The organism is Longibacter sp., from assembly GCF_051155795.1.
Classification (GTDB): Bacteria; Bacteroidota; Rhodothermia; order Rhodothermales; family Salinibacteraceae; genus Longibacter.
The window spans coordinates 1-2,455 of sequence record NZ_DAXETW010000043.1; the positions used below are offsets into that span (position 1 = coordinate 1).

A 2,455-nucleotide genomic window follows, 5' to 3' on the forward strand; every position below is an offset into this window, starting at 1 on the left:
CTCGAAACCGAGATCGGCTTCATCGGGGAATTCGACGAGCCATCGGCGGACGACCCGGTCTTCGTCCCAAAGGATCCAGACCTGGTCACAGCCGCCGACCTTGCGAAGCAGCGCCAGGCAGCCGAAGCGGAGTAACCGCGACGCACCGACGGGTGATCACGCCGCCGTGATCGCTCCGGCGAGGGCACCAGCCTCTTCTTCGAGCCGTTCTCGCGCCTCCAGCCCCTCGTGCCATTCGGCAGGAAAGGCGTCCCACCCATGCAGCGCCCCGAGGAGCGACCCGAGCATGGCACCGTGCGTGTCGGCATCCCCCCCGACGTTGATGCTGGACAGAAGCGTATTTTCCAGCAAGTGGGGCCGCCGGGCGAACATCGCGCAGGCGTAGGGCCACGCTTCGTCGGCGCGCACCCCGGCCCCATCGCACAGGTCGCGCATGTCGAGCGGAAACTCGTCCAGATGCATGCGGAGGCGGTCGAGCCGGTCCGAGACGCGAGTGTCGGCCGCCCCGTCCTCGGCGAGCTTCTTCTCCGCGTACGTCACGTGGTCGGTGAGCGTCTGCCAGAACGTGGCTGCATCGAACGTCTCCACGTCGACCGCCATCGCTTCTTGCACAGCAGCGGCCTGACCGAACCCCGCTGCCAGGGCGGCCGGATGCCTGTGTGTGACCGCCAGAACGGGCCGGATCGCGGACCAGGCCTCCTCTCGCGTCGCACCCGTGCAACACCACCACGCTCCCAGCGGCGCCGCTCGCATCGCCGCTCCGTTTGTCGGCTCTTCGCTCTCCCCCGCATTCTCCGGAGCAACGCCGTCCGCAAGGCGATCAATCGCCGCGGTCGTCGTCGGGCCCCAGCGACGCGCATGTTCACGCATCGCCACGTATTCGCCGGCAACGGCGGACGGCCAGCCGGCTGGCCCATCGCTTGCAGCGAGAGCCTGCACGAGCGCGAACGTCATCTGCGTGTCGTCCGTCCACTGTCCCGCATCCAGATCTTTTCGCTGCTCGTCCGCCCGAAATTCTTTTATTCCCTTATAATACGTTCGAACGTTCTGATGGCTGATGCCTTCGATGGGCATGCCGAGGGCGTCACCGACGGCCGTACCAAGGCACGCGCCAAGAATTCGATCGGTCGAGCAGGCCATGTAGGTCGGAGAAATGCGTGAACGAAAACGAAAATGGCGGAGACCAGACGTCGGACGGCTTACCTGTACCCGGCCGAAGACCTGCACGGTTGATGGATCCGCGGTCGGCCTGAGCCGTGTGTTTCGATCGCTTCGCCTGTCTCTGACTCCACCAACGGACGGTACATGAACTGGATTCGCGGAGCCTGGGCCGTTTTCCGCAAAGATCTTCGAACGGAGCTCCGCAGTCGATACGCGGTGAACGTGCTACTGATGTTTGTCCTGTCGGCGCTGCTGCTGGTTCTGTTTGCAATCGGGCAGGAGTCGGTCAGCGAACGGGTGCAATCTGCGCTCCTCTGGATTGTGATCTTGTTCTCCGCCTCGATCGGCCTCGGCCGGTCCTTCGTCTCCGAAGAGGAAACGGGCACGATGCTCCTGCTGCAACTCAACACGCGGGCGAGCATGGTCTTCGCCGGCAAGCTGCTCTACACGCTCCTGCTTGTCCTCGGCCTCAACACGGTCGCCGTCCTCGTCTTTCTGATCGTGCTCGGGATCCCCGTTCGTTCCCCCGGATTGCTGGCCGCCACTCTCGCTCTCGGAGCCCTCGGCCTCTCGGGCGCCACCACACTCCTCGCCGCACTCATCGCCCGGGCCGCCCGGAGCGGACCGCTCCTCCCGGTCTTGCTTCTCCCGCTCCTCGTCCCGTTGCTGCTCTCCGTCGTCACCGCGACGCGGAAAGCGATCCTCGGCGCCGGCTGGGCCGCCGCGGAAACCGAACTTCTGACCCTGGTCGGCTTCGCCGGAGCGACCATCTCCGCCGCCACGCTGCTGTTCGATTACGTGTGGACGGACTGATTCGGGGAATGAGTTCAACGTTCAGGGTTCAAGGTACAGGGGGAAGTAAGTTGAAGGTTCAGGGTTCAACGTACAGGGCTGGATAGGGGCGGTGGGTCTGCCGTTGGCCAGGTTGCAGGCGCCGACGTCCCTCGTTCAGTACCCCCGTTGTCCGGCAGAAAACATTGAACCCTGAACGATGAAGCCTGAACTCACACCCCCAAACTCGCTTCTTTTTCAACACAGGACCGGAAATTTTTCGGGGACGGGGTCGTAACGTTGCATCCACATTCATGCTCTCTGATCGTCTGATCGCTATGGCGACGTCCACATCCCGGGCTCCGGAAGCTTCGTCTGCTTTCGTTGGGACGCGCCTCTATACGGCCGTCCGTGCGTTCGTCGTGCTGACGTTGACGTACGTGATCATCGCCGGTCTTCTGGGTACGATCCCGCAGTTGTCGATCCTGGAGGAGACGGCGCGGAACCTCTATTTCCACGTCCC

General features: G+C 63.8%; 2 protein-coding genes and 1 pseudogene. 2 read left to right on the forward strand and 1 reads right to left on the reverse strand.

The window, feature by feature from the left end; translation table 11 throughout:
- Nucleotides 1–156 precede the first annotated feature (156 nt).
- Nucleotides 157–1,140: an ADP-ribosylglycohydrolase family protein gene (locus ACFCU0_RS05460; protein WP_434972656.1), complete on the reverse strand. Its 984-nt coding sequence runs from the start codon at nucleotides 1,138–1,140 to the stop codon at nucleotides 157–159.
- Between the two features lie 165 nt (nucleotides 1,141–1,305).
- On the opposite strand from ACFCU0_RS05460, the gene ACFCU0_RS05465 reads away from it, so the two are divergent.
- Together ACFCU0_RS05465 and ACFCU0_RS05470 are read left to right on the forward strand one after the other, a co-directional pair.
- Complete coding sequence (locus ACFCU0_RS05465) at nucleotides 1,306–1,974, forward strand: heme exporter protein CcmB (protein WP_434972657.1); 669 nt, start codon at nucleotides 1,306–1,308, stop codon at nucleotides 1,972–1,974.
- Nucleotides 1,975–2,246: 272 nt separating this feature from the next.
- Nucleotides 2,247–2,455: pseudogene (locus tag ACFCU0_RS05470) on the forward strand (hypothetical protein); the annotation flags it as partial.